Origin of the sequence: Pararhizobium capsulatum DSM 1112 (assembly GCF_030814475.1) — a bacterium.
Lineage (GTDB): Bacteria > Pseudomonadota > Alphaproteobacteria > Rhizobiales > Rhizobiaceae > Pararhizobium > Pararhizobium capsulatum.
In genome coordinates, this window is sequence record NZ_JAUSVF010000001.1 from 421376 (window position 1) to 436771 (window position 15396).

A 15396-nucleotide genomic window follows, 5' to 3' on the forward strand; every position below is an offset into this window, starting at 1 on the left:
GATTCGTTCGAATCAGCGCGTTCACGTCCTTTTAGACACCCTGGAACGTGCCCCGACCTTTCGGCGGCGCACGGAGCGCAATTCCGTGCGGCAACTGCCACACACGCAAAACCACTCGTTCCCAAGGCGGGAGCGTGCCGGTTGCATTATGCCGTCCACACGCACAGGCGGCGGGTGCTTCAATTCGCGACACGTCATGTTCCGCATCGGTGTCGCGAATCGATACAAAAACAATACCGCTTCGGGGAATCCGCGGGAAGGGCGGGCACAAAAAAGAAGCCGCACCCTTTGTCAAGGGCGCGGCATCTATATGTTGTGGATTGTTGGCTCGCTATTAATAGCGGTAGTGTTCAGCCTTGAATGGGCCCTGCGGCGTAACGCCGATATAATTTGCCTGTTCTTGCGAAAGTTCGGTCAGCTTCGCGCCCAGCTTGGCCAAGTGCAGGCGTGCGACCTTCTCATCGAGGTGCTTCGGCAGGATGTGAACCTGCTTGGCGTAATCGCTAGAGCGGACGAAAAGTTCCATCTGGGCCAGCACCTGGTTGGTGAAGGAGGCCGACATCACGAAGGACGGGTGTCCGGTTGCATTGCCGAGGTTGAGCAGGCGACCTTCCGACAGAAGGATCATGCGGTTGCCCTTCGGGAACTCGATCAGATCGACCTGCGGCTTGATGTTGGTCCACTTGAGATTGCGAAGCGATGCAACCTGGATCTCGTTGTCGAAGTGGCCGATATTGCCGACGATCGCCATGTCCTTCATCGCGCGCATGTGGTCCATGCGGATGACGTCCTTGTTGCCGGTCGTCGTGATGAAGATATCGGCTGACGAAACGACGTCTTCGAGCTGGACGACTTCGAAACCGTCCATGGCAGCTTGCAGCGCGCAGATCGGATCGACTTCCGTAACCTTGACGCGAGCGCCGGCTCCGGAGAGCGAAGCGGCCGAACCCTTGCCAACGTCACCGTAACCGCAGACGACGGCAACCTTGCCGGCCATCATGACGTCGGTGCCGCGACGGATACCATCGACCAGGGATTCCTTGCAGCCATACTTGTTGTCGAACTTCGACTTGGTGACGGAATCGTTGACGTTGATTGCCGGGAAGGGCAGGAGGCCCTTGGCATGCAGCTGGTAGAGACGATTGACGCCGGTGGTGGTTTCTTCGGTCACGCCCTTGATGGCGTCGCGCTGTTTTGTGAACCAGCCCGGTGACGCGGCAAGGCGCTTCTTGATCTGGGCGACGAGGATTTCCTCTTCTTCCGATTCAGGCTTCGACAGAACGTCTTCACCGGCCTCGGCGCGGGCGCCAAGCAGGATGTACATGGTAGCGTCGCCACCATCATCGAGGATCATGTTGGAGAGGCCGCCATCGGCCCACTGGAAGATCTGGTCAGTGTAGGTCCAGTATTCCTCCAGCGTCTCGCCCTTCACGGCGTAGACCGGAATGCCGCTGGCGGCGATGGCCGCGGCCGCATGGTCCTGCGTCGAAAAGATGTTGCACGATGCCCAGCGAACCTCGGCACCGAGCGCAACGAGGGTTTCGATCAGAACGGCGGTCTGGATCGTCATATGGAGCGAACCGGTGATGCGCGCGCCCTTCAGGGGCTTTGCCGCGCCAAACTCTTCGCGGCAGGCCATCAGGCCCGGCATTTCGGTTTCGGCGATGGTGATTTCCTTGCGACCGAAATCGGCAAGGCCGATATCGGCAACCAGATAATCGTTGGTGCTGCTCATGAAAGTCTCCGCGCTGGTGCGCCGCAGGGGCCGGATCGCCCGCTTTCGAGGCGGCGCATGAAAGGTTTTCCTTCCGCCGATTGAGCGAAAGGCTTGCCCTTCCCTAGCAGGAAAACTGTTAACGAGCAATGATGATATAAAGAAGTCTTTATATCTTTATATCGGACTACATCTCTTCGCCGAACTTGTCTCGGACAAGTGCATCAAGTGCATCCATCGCCTCGGTCGCGTCGGCGCCGCTGGCCGTCACCGAAATCGTGCAACCGGTGCTGGCAGCGAGCATCATCAAGCCCATGATCGACGTGCCGCCCACTGTCATGCCATCCTTCGAGACCTTGATATCGGCGTCGAAGCCTTCGACCGTCTGGACGAATTTGGCAGAAGCGCGGGCATGAAGCCCTCTTTTGTTGACGATGAGCAGTTCGCGCGACAGCATGAAACCGAAATCCGCTTATTTCCCGCTCAGCACACGGCTGGCGACGTTGATATATTTGCGGCCGGCATCCGATGCTTCCTGCAGCGCCTTGTCCATATCGCTTTCCGAGCGAACGCCCGCAAGCTTGATGAGCATCGGCAGGTTGACACCGGCGATGACCTCGACGGTCCCGCTTTGCATGACGGAAATCGCCAGATTGGACGGCGTACCGCCGAACATGTCGGTGAGAATAATGACGCCATTTCCCTGATCGGCGGAGAAAACCGCTTCGAGAATATCCTGTCGCCGCTGATCCATATCGTCTTCGGGGCCGATGCAGACCGTCTCGATCGCCTTTTGCGGTCCTACGACATGCTCAAGGGCATGCCTGAACTCCTCAGCCAGCTTGCCGTGTGTGACAAGCACAAGTCCGATCATGATGTCTTTGCTCCAACTGCATCTGCAAATCTTCGATGGTCCACTTATCGCAATGCAGCAATTCCGTCCACCTTTTGGGGTGGCCATCTTGGCCATGAAAAGTCGAAGTGCAAGTCAAAAATCCCAAAAGCTTTTGCGCTTAAGCATTTTCATCGTTCAAACACGACGTTTCGAGGCAAAACCAACCGTAAAATATCGAAGGGGCGAAGTCCTGGCAGAAGAGGAAGGCGGTAGAGGGGAAGGGAATTGCCGTCAGGCAAGGTATAGACCTCTTCCTTCTGCGGTAGGCGCTCCGCGATTGGCCCCTGCAGCGGGAGGACGGTATAGTCGATCACTGCCGCCTCTACCGAATCGACCGCCACGATGCCGCTGCCCCGGATCTCAGCGAGACCGGCAATCGACGCGGGCCGATTGGCGATCACGCGGCCGTTCATTGTGGAAATAAGAACCTGATCGTCGGCGATCAGGGTGGCAAACAATCCTTGCGCATTGGCGGCGGCAAGGCAGGCAAGAGCGATCGATGATTTGCCGCTTCCAGATGGACCGACGAAGAGAAAACCGTGGGTGCCCAGCACGATCGCCGTTGCGTGGACGTTTTGTCCTCCGCTCTGCCTCACGTGTTCTGCTCGACAGGCAGGGAAAGGATGAAGCGCGCGCCTTCAATATTGCCGGTCTCGGCATTGACGATGTTTTCGGCGCGAAGCGTGCCGCCGTGCGCTTCGGCGATCTGCCGCGAAATGGAGAGCCCGAGGCCGGAATTCTGTCCGAAAGCTTCGCTGGCAGGGCGGTCGGTATAGAAGCGTTCGAAGATCCGGTCGATATCCTCTGCCACGATGCCGGGACCATTGTCCTCTATCACCACAACGCAACGGTTGCGTAGCCGCGTCAGCCGCACGATGATGCGACCACCTTCCTGATGGACAAAAGAGCGAGCGTTTTCAATGAGATTGGTGATGATCTGGCCGATGCGCAGTTCGTAGCCGTTGACGCGGAACCGCATTTTCGGGTTATCGCGCCGGTCGACGACGAAGCTCATCAACACTGTCTTCTTGCTGGCATGAATCTGTCGCGAGATATCGACGAGATCGCCGAGCAGCTTTTCAAGGTCGATCGACTTGGCGTCACTGCGTGCCAGTTCAGCATCCAGCCGCGAGGCATCGGAAATATCTGATATCAGGCGATCGAGACGCCGCACGTCGTGCTGGATCACGTCCATCAGCCGCTTCTTGGAATCTTCGTTGCGCGCCAGCGGCAGTGTCTCTACGGCGCTGCGCAGCGAGGTGAGGGGGTTCTTCAGCTCGTGGCTGACATCGGCGGCAAAACTCTCGATCGCGTCGATCCGATCGTAGAGCGCCGTCGTCATTTCGCGCAGCGCCACGGAGAGGTTGCCTATTTCATCCTGGCGGATGGAGAAATCCGGAATTTCCTCACGCTCCTTGGCGCCCCCGCGGCGAACGCGGATGGCTGCGGCCGAAAGCCGGCGCAGTGGATTTGCAATCGTGCTGGAGAGGAGAAGCGACAGGATGACGTTGACGAGGGCAGCAACACCGAACACCCGGATGATGGCGAGCCGCTCGGCATGAACGATCTTGTCGATATCACCGGCCTGGGTTGAGAGCAGCAGGACACCCAGAACCGCACGAAAACGCTGGACGGGCACCGCCACCGAGACGATCAGCTCGCCCTTTTCTGTCACGCGCACGACCGCACCGCGCACACCAGTCAGGGCGTTCATCACTTCCGGATAGATCGAACCATTGCCGCCGGGGGGTTCCTTGTAGAGCGGCAGGTTGCCGGGCTGCAGAATGCGGTTGAACCAGGAGTTCAGATATTCGGAGATGCTGGTCGATTCCGGCTCGATCGGTGGAAGGTCGAAACGCAGCACCTGGCCACCCGTATAGAGGTGGCGGGAATCCAGCAACAGATCGGCATCGGCGTCAAACAGCCGCGCGCGGGTGCGCGTCGGCGAGATCAGTCTTCGCAGGACCGGCGCCACGCGCTCCTGATTGATCGGGAATTCCAGGTCTTCGTCGCTCGGCAGCGGTGTGATGCTCTGGCCGGCCTGCAGCTCCAGGAGCTTTTCCGGATCGATGGTGATCGAATTGGTATCCACCGACGCGGATGCCGCAATGGCGCCGGCGATGATTTCACCCTGGGTCAGAAGACTTTCGACACGGGCATCGATCAGTCCCTCGCGAAACTGATTGAGATACATGATGCCGCCGACGAGAACGACGAGCGCGACGAGGTTGAAGAACAGGATGCGGCGGGTCAGGCTGGAGAAGACGGCATTGCCAAACAGGCGTCGGATCAGCGTGAAGGGGTGCGCCCAGCGCCTTCCGGGGGCCAGCTTCGCCTCCGAATCCTCCATTTCTCTGCTCTGCAAGACTTCGACCAAGCCTCTCAACTCCCGCTCGCGCGGCCTTTTCTGATTTTGATCGATGGATCGCAAGCCTGCCGATCCATCGGCGCGCGGAGCCCTATCATACAGCCGCGGCCGGCGCCATGCCAGCCGCAGTCACAATGTAGCGCTGGCTCAAGCGGATTCGCGGAACCGGTAGCCCACGCCGTAGAGTGTTTCGATCATGTCGAAGTCATTGTCGACCATCTTGAACTTCTTGCGCAGGCGCTTGATGTGGCTGTCGATGGTGCGGTCGTCGACATAGACCTGCTCGTCGTAGGCGGCGTCCATCAGGGAGTCACGGCTCTTGACGACACCGGGGCGCTGGGCAAGCGAATGCAGGATGAGGAACTCGGTCACCGTCAGGGTGACAGGCTCGTTCTTCCAGGTGCAGGTATGCCGTTCCTGGTCCATCGACAACTGTCCGCGTTCAAGTGAGCGGGCCTGAATGTCGGCGGCTGTTTTCGGGTTGCTGGCAGCGCCGCTAGCGGCAGCGGCTTCGCGATTGGCCGAACGGCGCAGGATGGCCTTGACGCGTTCAACAAGGAGGCGCTGCGAGAAAGGCTTGGTGATGAAATCGTCGGCCCCCATCTTAAGGCCGAACAACTCATCAATCTCCTCGTCCTTGGATGTCAGGAAGATTACCGGGATATCGGATTTCTGGCGCAGCCGACGAAGAAGCTCCATGCCATCCATGCGCGGCATCTTGATATCGAAGATGGCAAGCTGCGGCGGACGTGCCAGCAGACCGTCAAGGGCGGACGCACCGTCGGTATAGGTCTCGACCTTGTAGCCTTCGTTTTCCAGGGCAATGGAAACCGAAGTCAGAATATTCCGGTCATCGTCGACCAGTGCAATCGTCTGCATCGCATTTCGCTCCGTCGTGTCTCGCGCCGGTTTTACGGGCGCCTGGGTTCAAGCGTCTTCACGATCGCTTCATGAGTATAAAGGTGGAACAAATTGTGGCGAAGGCAAAGGGAGGTTGCAGCCTTATTCGCAAATGGTCCTTCCAGGCCAATTTATTTTGCCCTCTGAAATGGCCGATTCAACCGATTAAAAAAACGATATTTTTCTTTAAATCGATTAATATACTGAAATTATTATATTTTTTACGACAGCAAACTTGCCATTTCACTGCAAAAAAACTATTGTCCTGATCAATCACCCCGCCAATGGCCAAATATAGAGGAAAGCTGGACCATGGACGAACTCGGTATCCGCAACCCGTCAATCGGGCTGGAAGCAATTGGTTTCAAGGATCTGGACGTCGTCCGGTTTAACTTCGGCACCTCTGCACTTTATGAAGAGGCGCTGCGTCGCCAGGAGGCCCAGCTGACCGCTGACGGCGCTCTTAGGGCCCTGACCGGCCAGCACACTGGCCGCTCGCCGAAGGACAAGTTCGTCGTGCGCGACGCGACCACGACCGACCAGATCTGGTGGGACAACAACAAGGAAATGTCGCCTGAACATTTCGCCATCCTGCATGCTGACATGCTCGAGCATGCCCGCGGCAAGTCTCTCTACGTGCAGGACCTGATCGGTGGCGCCGATACGGACAATGCGCTTGCCACCCGCGTCATCACCGAGTTCGCCTGGCATTCGCTGTTCATCCGCAACCTGCTGATCCGCCCGGAAAAGAGCGCTCTCGAGACCTTCGTTCCACGCCTGACGATCATCGACCTGCCGGATTTCAAGGGCGATCCGGCACGCCACGGCTGCCGCACGGAAACGGTAATCGCCTGCGATCTGGTCAACGGCCTCATCCTGATCGGTGGAACCTCCTATGCCGGCGAGATGAAGAAGTCGGTGTTCACGGCGCTCAACTATCTGCTTCCGGCCAAGGGCGTCATGCCGATGCACTGCTCGGCCAATGTCGGGCCGGATGGTGATGCGGCCGTGTTCTTCGGGCTTTCGGGCACCGGCAAGACGACGCTTTCGGCCGATCCGAAGCGTACGCTGATCGGCGATGATGAACACGGCTGGGGCGAAGACGGTATCTTCAATTTCGAAGGTGGCTGCTACGCCAAGACCATTCGCCTTTCGGCCGAAGCCGAGCCGGAAATCTTCGCAACGACCCGCCGCTTCGGCACGGTTCTCGAAAACGTCGTTCTCGACGCGGATCGCAAGCCCGACTTCAACGACGGCTCGTTGACGGAAAACACGCGCTGCGCCTATCCGCTGGATTTCATTCCGAACGCCAGCGAAACCGGCACGACAGGTCATCCGCGCACGATCATCATGCTGACCGCGGATGCCTTCGGCGTCATGCCGCCGATCGCCAAGCTGACGCCCGAACAGGCCATGTACCACTTCCTCTCGGGCTACACCGCCAAGGTTGCCGGCACGGAAAAGGGCGTGACCGAGCCGGAAGCGACCTTCTCGACCTGCTTCGGCGCACCGTTCATGCCGCGGCATCCCTCTGAATACGGCAATCTGCTCCGCGACCTGATCGCCCGTCACGACGTTACCTGCTGGCTGGTCAACACCGGCTGGACCGGTGGCGCCCACGGTACCGGCCATCGCATGCCGATCAAGCCGACGCGCGCGCTTCTCTGTGCCGCGCTGGATGGTTCGCTGGCCGGTGCCGAGTTCCGCACGGATGCCAACTTCGGCTTCGCCGTTCCGGTTGCGGTCGAAGGTGTCGATACGACCATCCTCGATCCACGTTCGACCTGGAGCGACGGCAACGCCTATGACGCCCAGGCACGCAAGCTGGTGGATATGTTCATCACCAACTTCGCGAAGTTCGAAGACCATGTCGATGGCAGTGTGCGGGATGCGGCTCCCGGAGTTGTTCTCGCTGCCGAGTAAATTTTATTCGATTGCAGGCCATGATTCACGTGGAACCCGGCTCCTGAGCCGGGTTTTGCCGTTTCAGAAACCGGATTTGCAAATCTCGGAAACCGTGAGATAGACGGTGCCGGAGGCAGAAAACCATGGCCAGCGAACCACTTTACATCAACGACCGTATCGTTATCGCCGGCTGGGAGCTGACGGAGCAATTCGTGCTGGCCGGCGGCCCGGGCGGACAGAACGTCAACAAGGTTTCGACCGCGGTTCAGCTTTTCTACGGGATAGCATCGTCCCCAGCGCTGCCAGAGCGGGTGCGCGAAAACGCTATCAAGCTTGCGGGGCGAAAGGTTTCCAAGGACGGCGTGCTGATGATCGAGGCCAGCCGGTTTCGCAGCCAGGAGCGCAATCGGGAGGACGCGCGCGAGCGGCTGAAGGAGCTTATCCTCAAAGCGGCCGAGCCGCCACCACCGCCGCGCCGCAAGACCCGCCCGACCAAGGGTTCGATCGAGCGGCGGCTAAAGGAAAAGTCCGGCCGTGGCGAAATCAAGAAGATGCGCGGCCGCCCCGACGGAGATTGATGACAGATTGTGTGCCATGTCTTGTTTTTATCGGGAACAGCGCTCTCTTTAGGCCTGTAGAATAGTTCTTGGGAGAAATGCCATGGGTCTTTTCAGCTTTATAAAAAATGCCGGCAAGAAGCTCGGCATCGGCGGCGAGGACGATGCGCCCGACGCCGAAGCCGTGAAAAAGGAACTGTCGTCGCACGATCTCGGTACGGAAAAGGTCGATGTATCCGTGGTCAACGACAAGATCGTGCTGTCAGGTGTCGTCAAGGATCAGAGCGTCTTCGAGAAGGCCGTTGTCGCCGTCGGAAACACCCTTGGTGTCTCGCAGGTCGAAGCCTCGGACCTGAAGGTTGCGGAGGCCGGATCAGAACCCGCCCCTGCAAAGACGCCGGTACTCTACACGGTCAAGAAGGGCGACAATCTCTGGAAGATCGCCGAAAGCCAGTACGGCAAAGGCAAGGGCGCCAAGAACACGGCAATCTTCGATGCCAATCGCCCGATGCTGAGCCATCCTGACAAGATTTATCCCGGCCAGGTTCTGCGTATCCCGGATTTAAGCGAGGTTTGATGCCGGTCGGCAAGCGCGCGATCTTCGCTCTGGCAGCCTCCTGCCTTCTTTTGGCTGGCCCCGCATCGTCGCGGATGCTGCGGGAGCCGGCAAAAGGATCGCCGGAGCGAGCGGCTATTCTCGATGCACTTCGTCCGGCGGTTGAAGCCGAAATGCGTGGCTCCGTTGAATTCGTGATCACCAGCATGCGTGTCTCGCCCGGCTGGGCTTTCGTCCAGGCGGAACCGCAGCGGCCCGGAGGCGGTACGATCGATCCGCAGCGCACCGGCTTTCGTGGAGAGGCGGACATGATGGATGGATTGACCGTTTTTGCCCTGCTCACCTTCCAGCTTGGCCGTTGGAACCTCGTGGACCACGTCGTCGGGCCAACGGATGTCTACTACGCCGGCTGGCCGAAGCGCTATGGCGTGCCGCCAGCGCTTCTTGGCCTGGAGTAGGTGTCCAATGCGTGCTTTACCGGAAGGGATTCGCTATCTTCCCGGCTACTTCGAGCGCGACAGGCAGCAGGCCTTGCTTGACAACATTCGTCAGGTCGTCGTCGATGCACCGCTCTTTCAGCCCCGCATGCCGAAGACCGGAAAACCCATGTCGGTCCGCATGACCAATTGCGGCTCGCTCGGTTGGGTCACGGACAAGGAGCGCGGCTATCGCTATCAGGCGCAGCATCCTGAAACCGGCGAGCCATGGCCTGCAATACCGGATCAGCTGCTCGATCTATGGCGGGATGTGGCCGGTTGCGAAAAGATGCCGGAAGCTTGTCTTGTCAATTTTTATACCGACAGCGCCAGGATGGGCCTGCATCAGGATAAGGACGAACAGGATCTGCAATCGCCCGTCGTTTCGGTATCGTTGGGAGACACCTGCCTGTTTCGTGTCGGCGGTTGCGAGCGGAGCGATCCAACGACCTCCTTCAAGCTTTCCAGCGGCGATGTCGTCGTGCTGGGCGGCGAGGGCAGGCTTGCCTATCACGGTGTCGATCGCATCTATCCGGCGACTTCGACGCTTTTCAAGAATGGTGGCCGCATCAATCTGACCCTTCGCCGGGTCACGATCTGATAAGCGTCAGAGCTTGCGCAGCGCCACCTTCTCCGTCAGGTGGTTGGGACCCTTCTGAAGAATGATATCAGCGCGCGGCCGAGTCGGCAGGATATTCTGGCGCAAGTTCTTCAGGTTGATGTTGGCCCAGAGCCCCTCGGCGATAGCAAGCGCCGCTTCTTCACTGATTTCAGCGTAGCGCTTGAAGAAGGATTCCGGGTTGCGGAAGGCTGTCTGGCGTAGCCGCATGAAGCGATTCACATACCAGCTATGGATAAGCTCTTCCTCGGCGTCGATATAAATCGAGAAATCGAAGAAGTCGGACACCATCGGCACGATGCGTCCATCTGCCGGCAGGTTGCGCGACTGCAGAACATTGATGCCTTCGAAAATGAGGATGTCCGGTCTGTCGATGATCTTGAACGTGTCGGGCAGCACGTCATAGGTCAGGTGCGAATAGCTGGGCGCCTTGACGTTTGGCTGGCCGGCCTTGATGGCTGACAGAAAGCGCAGGAGCGCGCCGATGTCATAGCTTTCCGGAAAGCCCTTGCGCTCCATCATGTTTTCGCGTTGCAGCACGGCGTTCGGATAGAGAAAGCCGTCCGTGGTCACGAGATCGACCTTGGGGCTCGATGGCCAGCGCGACAAAAGCTCGGCGAGGATGCGGGCCGTGGTCGACTTGCCGACAGCAACGGAGCCGGCAATGCCGATGACGAAGGGGGTCTTTGCCTCGCCCGACATGCTGAGGAAGCGCTTGCGCTGCTCGAACAGCATCTGCGATGATTCCACATGCGCCGACAGAAGGCGCGAGAGTGAAAGGTAGATGCGTCGTACCTCGTCGAGATCGACGGGGTCATTCAGCGAGCGCAGGCGATGAACTTCATCCGCCGTGAGGGTGAGGGGCGTATCCGCGCGAAACTTGGACCATTCTTCCGCGGTATAGAACCGGTAGGGCGAATAGTCCTTGTTATCGAAATGATCGGGAACGTCCGCAGGGGCGAAGTCTTTTGCCGCGATGGTCATGGTGTCTGCCGGCTCGCCTTTTCCTGAAGGCCGGATTGCGCCGTTCGCCGTCCGAGCTCTTCCATGATATCCTGCAACGGAATGCCTGCGATTTTCAATACGACCATCAGGTGATAGAGGAGGTCGGCGCTTTCCGCGACAAGATTATCCCTGTCGTTGGAAATCGCTGCTATCACCGTTTCGACAGCCTCTTCCCCGAGCTTCTTGGCCGCCTTCGCCTGACCATGGGCCACGAGCTTGGCCGTCCAGGACTGGTCGGGCGAAGCTTTCGCCCGCTCGGCCACGATCTCTTCGAGGTCGGAAAGATCAAACTGCTTACCCATCGTTTCCTTCTCCGCTCAGTCGAGCCGCATGGGAATGCCATGCTCAGACATATAGCGCTTGGCTTCACCGATGCTATAGGTGCCGAAATGGAATATCGAGGCGGCGAGCACGGCGGTCGCGTGCCCGTCGCGGATGCCCTCCACCATGTGATCGAGATTGCCGACCCCGCCCGACGCAATGACCGGCACCGACACGCGATCGGCAATCGTGCGTGTCAGGCCGATGTCATAGCCGGTCTTCTGGCCGTCGCGGTCCATGGAGGTGAGGAGCAGCTCGCCGGCGCCGCGGGCCACCATCTTCTCCGCGAAGTCCACCGCATCGATACCGGTTGCCTGACGGCCGCCATGGGTGAAGATTTCCCAACGATCCTCCTCGCCGGGTTTCGAAACCTTTTTCGAATCGATTGAGACGACGATGCACTGGTTGCCGAACTTGTCGGCGGCTTCGGCGACGAAATCGGGGTTCTTCACGGCTGCCGAATTGATCGACACCTTGTCTGCGCCCGCGAGCAGGAGCTTGCGGATATCGGCCACCGTGCGCACGCCGCCGCCGACAGTGAGCGGCATGAAGCAGTGATCGGCCGTGCGCGCCACGACGTCGAAGATCGTGTCGCGATTGTCGGAAGAGGCGGTGATGTCGAGGAAGCAGAGCTCGTCGGCACCGGCAAGGTCATAGGCCTTGGCCGATTCCACCGGGTCGCCGGCATCGATGAGATCGACGAAGCTCACGCCCTTGACGACACGGCCGTCCTTCACGTCCAGGCAGGGAATGACACGCGCTTTGAGGGTCATCAGGCTTTTCCTTTCGCTACGCGGATGAGGCTCAACGCTTCAGCCGGGTCGATACGGCCGTCATAGAGCGCCCGGCCCGAGATCGCACCTTCAAGCTTGGCGGCGTCCGGCTCGAGCATGCGACGGATATCGTCGATCGACGCAAGACCGCCAGAAGCTATGACGGGGATTGAAACGGCTTCCGCCAGCTCCAGCGTCGAGGCCCAGTTGATGCCGGTCAGGATGCCGTCGCGGTCAATGTCGGTGTAAATGATCGCGGAAACGCCGGCTCCTTCAAACTTCTTGGCAAGCTCGATGATGCCGAGCTCTGAAGCTTCCGCCCAGCCCTCGACTGCCACCTTGCCGCCCTTGGCATCGATGCCAACAGCGACCTTGCCGGGGAATTTCTTGCAGGCTTCGATGACAAGAGCCGGATCACGCACGGCGACGGTACCGAGAATGACGCGGGCAAGGCCACGCGACAGCCAATTTTCGATATGATCGAGCGTGCGGATGCCGCCGCCCAGCTGCACCGGGTTCCTGGTTGCCGTGAGGATGGCATCGACAGCGGCGCCATTGACCGTTTCGCCGGCAAAGGCGCCGTTCAAGTCGACGACGTGAAGCCATTCGAAGCCCTGGTCTTCGAAAGCCTTGGCCTGGGCGCCGGGATCGGGATTGTAGACGGTCGCCTGCTCCATGTCGCCGAGCTTGAGGCGCACGCACTGGCCGTCTTTGAGGTCGATGGCGGGAAAGAGGATCATGTCAGGGCTTCCAGCGCAGGAAATTGGAAATCAAGGCGAGGCCGAGCGTCTGGCTTTTTTCTGGGTGGAATTGCGAGCCGGCCTTGTTGCCATTGGCGACGAAAGCCGTGACCGGACCACCGTAACCGGTGGTGGCGACGAGGTCGTCGGCGTTTTCAGCGGCAAGGTGGTAGGAATGCACGAAATAGGCGTGCAATCCATCGGAGCCCGTCGGGATACCTTCAAAAAGCGCGTGCGGACGGGCAAGCGTCAGCGTATTCCAGCCGATCTGCGGGATCTTCAGGGTCGGCGGCGTCATCTCGACGACATCGCCCTTGATCCAGCCAAAGCCTTTGGTCGTCTTCTTTTCAAGACCGCGCGAAGACATCAGCTGCATACCGACACAGATGCCGAGGAACGGCCGGCCGTGTTTTTCAACAACCTCTTCGATTGCCTGCTGCATGCCGTCGACGGCATCAAGGCCGGCGCGACAATCGGCATAGGCGCCGACCCCCGGTAGTACGATCCGGTCGGCAGTCGCCACCCGGTCGGCCTTGTCGGTCAGTTCGACCTGGGTATCCAGACCGCCTTCGCGCACGGCCCGTTCGAAGGCCTTTGTGGCCGAACGAAGGTTGCCCGAGCCGTAGTCGATAATGGCGACGCGCATCAGCGTTCTCCATAGGTTTCGAAGAGTCCGAAGGCCGGCGTGCCGGCCTTGCCATTGTCGGCGCTCTTCAATGCGATTGAGGATGTGGGGGCGACGGGGGCTTCCATCAAGCTGTCTGAGATCGCCTCCGCGGTCGCAAGGTCCGGCGCCAGGATGATCGAATGCAGCGTCCATCCGGAAGCTTCCAGACGGGCAGCGAGGAAGCGCGGACCTTCCAGTGCAACCAGAAGCTTCACCGCCAGCCCGGCAAGCAATCCTGGCAGCAGAGCCCTGGGCTCAACACTCGCGGCCGCAATAGCACCCTGGACAATGAAGACGGCAATCCCCGCCAGCCATTGACGCTTGAACAGCAGCCAGAAGGCCGGAAACACGAAGGCAGGCCAGGAAAATCGGTCCGCGATGAACCGGATATCGTCGGCCGGCTTATCGCCGGGAGAAGTAAAGACCAGATAGGACGTCATGAGCGGCTGCTCACTTTCGCTGGTTGCCGGTCAGACCAGAGTTCCCTTGGTGGAGGGGACACGGCCTGCCTGGCGTGGATCAATCTCTGTCGCCACGCGCAGAACGCGAGCGACGGCCTTGAAGCAGGTTTCGGAGATATGATGGTTGTTGGCGCCGTAAATGTTCTGCACATGCAGCGTGATGCCGGCGTGCTGGGCGAGCGCGTTGAAGAATTCGCGCACCAGCTCGGTGTCGAAGGTGCCGATCTTCGGTGCGGAAAAGTCGACATTCCAGACGAGGAACGGCCGTCCGGAGAGATCCACGGCGGCCTTGGTCATCGTTTCGTCCATCGCAAGATCGAGGGAGGCATAACGAGTGATGCCGCGACGATCGCCAAGTGCCTTGGAGATCGCCTGGCCGATGGCGATACCGGTGTCTTCTACGGTGTGGTGGTCGTCGACATGCAGGTCACCCTCGGCAACGATGTCCATGTCGATCAGAGAATGGCGGGAAAGCTGGTCCAGCATATGGTCAAAGAAGCCGACTCCCGTGGATATCCGGGACGTCCCCGTACCGTCGATATTGACGGATACGGTCACCGACGTCTCGTTCGTCTTGCGCGAAACGCTGCCGGTGCGGCTGGTCTTTTCCTCTGCCATCAGGCTCTCTCCGTGGGAAACAGAGCCGCTCCATATCAGGCCGCACACCAAATATCCAGAAGCCCGGCGGTGATTCTGAAGCGGTGAAAGCTGTTACGCCACAAGTGGTTTGTTCCGGAGGGCGCTCCCTATTTGCAATCGGAAAAACCGCTCTTACATAGAACGCAACAATCCCCCTCAACGCCCGGTTCTCCGGGCCAAAAGGTACCCACATGAGTGAACAAAATCCTTACGGAACCATGCATGCGACCACGATCATCACCGTGCGCAAGGGCGGGCAGGTGGTCATGGCCGGCGACGGCCAGGTCAGTCTCGGCCAGACCGTGATGAAGGGCAACGCCCGCAAGGTGCGCCGTCTTGGCAAGGGTGATGTCATCGCCGGATTTGCCGGCGCCACCGCCGATGCCTTTACCCTCCTCGAACGCCTCGAAGCCAAGCTGGAGCAATATCCCGACCAGCTGATGCGCGCCGCCGTCGAGCTCGCCAAGGACTGGCGCACCAACAAATATCTGCGCAATCTCGAGGCGATGATGCTTGTTGCCGACAAGTCGATCACGCTCGCCATCACCGGCAATGGTGATGTTCTGGAACCGGAACATGGCACGATCGCCATCGGCTCGGGCGGCAACTATGCCTATGCCGCAGCCCGCGCCCTGATGGATACTGACAAGACGGCGGAAGAAATTGCCCGCCGGGCGATGGAGATCGCCGGTGACATCTGCGTCTATACCAACGGCAATATCGTCGTGGAGACGCTGGATGCCAGCGCTTGAGCGTCTGGCGCGCAGAATCTGAACCAATTCCAGCCAGAACGGCTGTCC

The 15396-nt window shown here is 59.5% G+C and carries 19 protein-coding genes; 6 read left to right on the plus strand and 13 right to left on the minus strand.

Features of this window, described 5'->3' with window-relative positions; translation table 11 throughout:
• Positions 1–334: 334 nt before the first annotated feature.
• The 6 genes from ahcY to QO002_RS01925 form a co-directional block, all read right to left on the minus strand.
• The gene (gene ahcY / locus QO002_RS01900) at positions 335–1735 is read right to left on the minus strand and encodes an adenosylhomocysteinase (protein ID WP_307226148.1); all 1401 of its coding nucleotides are present in this window, start codon (positions 1733–1735) and stop codon (positions 335–337) included.
• A 166-nt stretch (positions 1736–1901) separates the two neighbouring features.
• The gene (locus QO002_RS01905; protein WP_307226150.1) at positions 1902–2171 is read right to left on the minus strand and encodes an HPr family phosphocarrier protein; all 270 of its coding nucleotides are present in this window, start codon (positions 2169–2171) and stop codon (positions 1902–1904) included.
• Between the two features lie 15 nt (positions 2172–2186).
• On the minus strand, positions 2187–2588 hold the full coding sequence (locus QO002_RS01910; RefSeq protein ID WP_307226151.1) for a PTS sugar transporter subunit IIA: 402 nt from the start codon (positions 2586–2588) through the stop codon (positions 2187–2189).
• A gap of 149 nt (positions 2589–2737) precedes the next feature.
• The gene (locus QO002_RS01915) at positions 2738–3205 is read right to left on the minus strand and encodes an HPr kinase/phosphorylase (protein WP_307226152.1); all 468 of its coding nucleotides are present in this window, start codon (positions 3203–3205) and stop codon (positions 2738–2740) included.
• Complete coding sequence (locus QO002_RS01920; protein ID WP_370878530.1) at positions 3202–4959, minus strand: sensor histidine kinase; 1758 nt, start codon at positions 4957–4959, stop codon at positions 3202–3204. The genes QO002_RS01915 and QO002_RS01920 overlap by 4 nt, the downstream gene beginning before the upstream one ends.
• 165 nt (positions 4960–5124) lie before the next feature.
• Positions 5125–5856 carry a response regulator transcription factor gene (locus QO002_RS01925; protein ID WP_307226154.1) on the minus strand — a complete coding sequence of 244 codons (732 nt, stop codon included), beginning with the start codon at positions 5854–5856 and terminating at the stop codon, positions 5125–5127.
• Between the two features lie 333 nt (positions 5857–6189).
• Between QO002_RS01925 and QO002_RS01930 the strand changes: the two genes are divergently transcribed.
• The 5 genes from QO002_RS01930 (at position 6190) to QO002_RS01950 (ending at position 9972) form a co-directional block, all read left to right on the plus strand.
• A complete protein-coding gene (locus QO002_RS01930) occupies positions 6190–7800 on the plus strand; it encodes a phosphoenolpyruvate carboxykinase (RefSeq protein ID WP_307226156.1) in 1611 nt (536 codons plus the stop codon).
• Positions 7801–7925: 125 nt separating this feature from the next.
• Positions 7926–8360, plus strand: a complete 435-nt coding sequence (gene arfB, locus QO002_RS01935; protein ID WP_307226159.1) for an alternative ribosome rescue aminoacyl-tRNA hydrolase ArfB — start codon at positions 7926–7928, stop codon at positions 8358–8360.
• Positions 8361–8442: 82 nt separating this feature from the next.
• Positions 8443–8916 (plus strand): peptidoglycan-binding protein LysM, encoded by a 474-nt coding sequence (gene lysM / locus QO002_RS01940; protein ID WP_307226161.1) that lies wholly within the window; start codon positions 8443–8445, stop codon positions 8914–8916.
• Positions 8916–9353, plus strand: a complete 438-nt coding sequence (locus tag QO002_RS01945; RefSeq protein ID WP_307226163.1) for a hypothetical protein — start codon at positions 8916–8918, stop codon at positions 9351–9353. The genes lysM and QO002_RS01945 overlap by 1 nt, the downstream gene beginning before the upstream one ends.
• 7 nt (positions 9354–9360) lie before the next feature.
• Entirely contained in the window at positions 9361–9972 is a 612-nt protein-coding gene (locus QO002_RS01950) for an alpha-ketoglutarate-dependent dioxygenase AlkB family protein (RefSeq protein ID WP_307226165.1), read from the plus strand.
• A gap of 6 nt (positions 9973–9978) precedes the next feature.
• On the opposite strand, the gene coaA is transcribed toward QO002_RS01950, so the two are convergent.
• Genes coaA through hisB form a run of 7 tightly spaced genes read right to left on the minus strand, consistent with a single transcriptional unit; the run spans position 9979 to position 14575 of the window.
• Complete coding sequence (coaA, locus tag QO002_RS01955) at positions 9979–10974, minus strand: type I pantothenate kinase (protein WP_307226168.1); 996 nt, start codon at positions 10972–10974, stop codon at positions 9979–9981.
• On the minus strand, positions 10971–11297 hold the full coding sequence (locus QO002_RS01960) for a phosphoribosyl-ATP diphosphatase (protein WP_307226170.1): 327 nt from the start codon (positions 11295–11297) through the stop codon (positions 10971–10973). Before QO002_RS01960 ends, coaA begins: the two co-directional genes overlap by 4 nt.
• Positions 11298–11312: 15 nt before the next feature.
• Positions 11313–12089: an imidazole glycerol phosphate synthase subunit HisF gene (hisF, locus tag QO002_RS01965; protein ID WP_307226171.1), complete on the minus strand. Its 777-nt coding sequence runs from the start codon at positions 12087–12089 to the stop codon at positions 11313–11315.
• A complete protein-coding gene (gene hisA / locus QO002_RS01970; protein ID WP_307226173.1) occupies positions 12089–12829 on the minus strand; it encodes a 1-(5-phosphoribosyl)-5-[(5-phosphoribosylamino)methylideneamino]imidazole-4-carboxamide isomerase in 741 nt (246 codons plus the stop codon). The genes hisF and hisA overlap by 1 nt, the downstream gene beginning before the upstream one ends.
• 1 nt (position 12830) lies before the next feature.
• Positions 12831–13475, minus strand: coding sequence for an imidazole glycerol phosphate synthase subunit HisH (gene hisH / locus QO002_RS01975; protein ID WP_307226175.1), 645 nt, complete (start codon positions 13473–13475; stop codon positions 12831–12833).
• Entirely contained in the window at positions 13475–13936 is a 462-nt protein-coding gene (locus tag QO002_RS01980) for a DUF2628 domain-containing protein (RefSeq protein ID WP_307226177.1), read from the minus strand. Before QO002_RS01980 ends, hisH begins: the two co-directional genes overlap by 1 nt.
• A 30-nt stretch (positions 13937–13966) precedes the next feature.
• Positions 13967–14575, minus strand: a complete 609-nt coding sequence (gene hisB, locus QO002_RS01985) for an imidazoleglycerol-phosphate dehydratase HisB (protein WP_307226179.1) — start codon at positions 14573–14575, stop codon at positions 13967–13969.
• 212 nt (positions 14576–14787) lie between these two features.
• Here hisB and hslV point away from each other — a divergent pair, with 212 nt between their 5' ends.
• The gene (gene hslV, locus QO002_RS01990; RefSeq protein ID WP_307226182.1) at positions 14788–15348 is read left to right on the plus strand and encodes an ATP-dependent protease subunit HslV; all 561 of its coding nucleotides are present in this window, start codon (positions 14788–14790) and stop codon (positions 15346–15348) included.
• Positions 15349–15396 lie beyond the last annotated feature (48 nt).